Annotated in this window: 2 protein-coding genes; both read right to left on the bottom strand. The window is 38.9% G+C overall.

Annotation, left to right across the window (positions count from 1 at the left end; genetic code table 11):
• Positions 1–19 precede the first annotated feature (19 nt).
• Positions 20–529: a hypothetical protein gene (locus KIV41_RS08330; protein ID WP_045393783.1), complete on the bottom strand. Its 510-nt coding sequence runs from the start codon at positions 527–529 to the stop codon at positions 20–22.
• Between the two features lie 169 nt (positions 530–698).
• A complete protein-coding gene (locus KIV41_RS08340) occupies positions 699–1,334 on the bottom strand; it encodes a suppressor of fused domain protein (protein ID WP_045393785.1) in 636 nt (211 codons plus the stop codon).
• Between the last annotated feature and the right edge of the window lie 197 nt (positions 1,335–1,531).

Consider the following 1,531-nt stretch of genomic DNA (forward strand, 5'->3'; position numbering starts at 1 on the left):
TTTAAACAGTTTGTTATGTTTATTTGTAAATGACATCTTCTAGAGATTCATCACCAAAAGCATCCGAGTTAGTTAAATGGCCATCATATCCCCCTAGTTTGTTGATATAGCTGCCATCTTTGAACACTAACTGTAGCCCATGCTCTCGCTCCCAATCACAATTACATGCAAATGAAATGTATATTCTATTATCTTCATCTCGACGAGACACAACTGGTTCACAGCCAAACTGTACAAATTGCCAAACATTCTTCGGCTTTTCAATTTCAATATACCAATCATCCTCAGGGCTAAGGTACTTCAAGGTTTTTAGGTAATATTGATAAACAAACTCACTTACATCATTGAGAACGCTTTTATCTAGATTTATGAAGTTGTTGATTGCTTTATGAAAATCTTCTTTGCTTGAATCATCTATGTAATCTTCAAGTAAGAATTCATATTCCTCATTGTCAAGAAAGGCAACTCTTATTGGAGCAGTAAAACATTCATCACTGCTGTCATCTACATTAATCGTACCTACTGACATTTCACACTTGAACAAAATCAACCTCTCTCTAAACGTGGGGTACTCGGTCACATAACGCCCTGCTAAGGTGTGAGCAACGCAATACCGAAGCAGCGGCACACCGCCTTAAACACTAAAACCAACACATAGTAAAAATGCCACGCGTTGCGAATCGATCTTAAACAGTTTGCTATATCTCTTCACGATCCAAATCTGTTATAAGTAGAGGATTTACAACCTGATGTTTTGAGGTTGTGTTTAAAGCATTCTTATCACTAGACATGATTTTATCTATTTCTGCTTGAGTAATACCAAAAACTTGGAGAAACTCAACTTTACCATGCACAGTATCAATTACTCCAAGCTGAGGATCTGTGACGAAAGCTAGCCCAACAAGCTTAGTATCATACTCTTGTTTTATCGGTCCATTTGCAGGCATATAATGCCCAGACTCAAACCACTTACCAGATTTAAAGACATATCTAGCTATATTTTGAAGCATATTCATTGCCCAATACGGCTCATTTTCTGATTTTAGGAGCCGTATCGTTAGCTCGAAACCAAACCCGCTAAAGTCTGCATCAAGGGACTCGATGTCATAATACAATGATGAAAAACCGTATGTAACTATATGGTGGTGATCACCCGCATCAAATATGCTTATTCCATCGATTGGATCTGGACCACCTATCATATGTTTTATCGTGGTGCCGTAATGCTTTGGCTCCTGCCCAGGGTAAAGATCGCCTAGCGCCCTATCTATTGCATCCCATCCGGGAGCAGCATCACTAGCACTATACCTTTTCTTGTATTCACTCAAATCCATATTAGTTTCCATTGTGGCGTTGCCGTTGTACGGCCAAGCATCAAAATTATTAATAAGCTAAAATATTTTGTATGGACACTCACAAGATATAACGCCCAATTAAGGTGTGAGGCACGCAATACCTTAGCCTCCGCATAATACCTTAAACACATAAACCGACGCATAGTAAAAATGCCACGCGTTGCGAATCACTCTTA

It is taken from the genome of Vibrio sp. D401a (genome assembly GCF_030248515.1).
Classification (GTDB): domain Bacteria; phylum Pseudomonadota; class Gammaproteobacteria; order Enterobacterales; family Vibrionaceae; genus Vibrio; species Vibrio rotiferianus.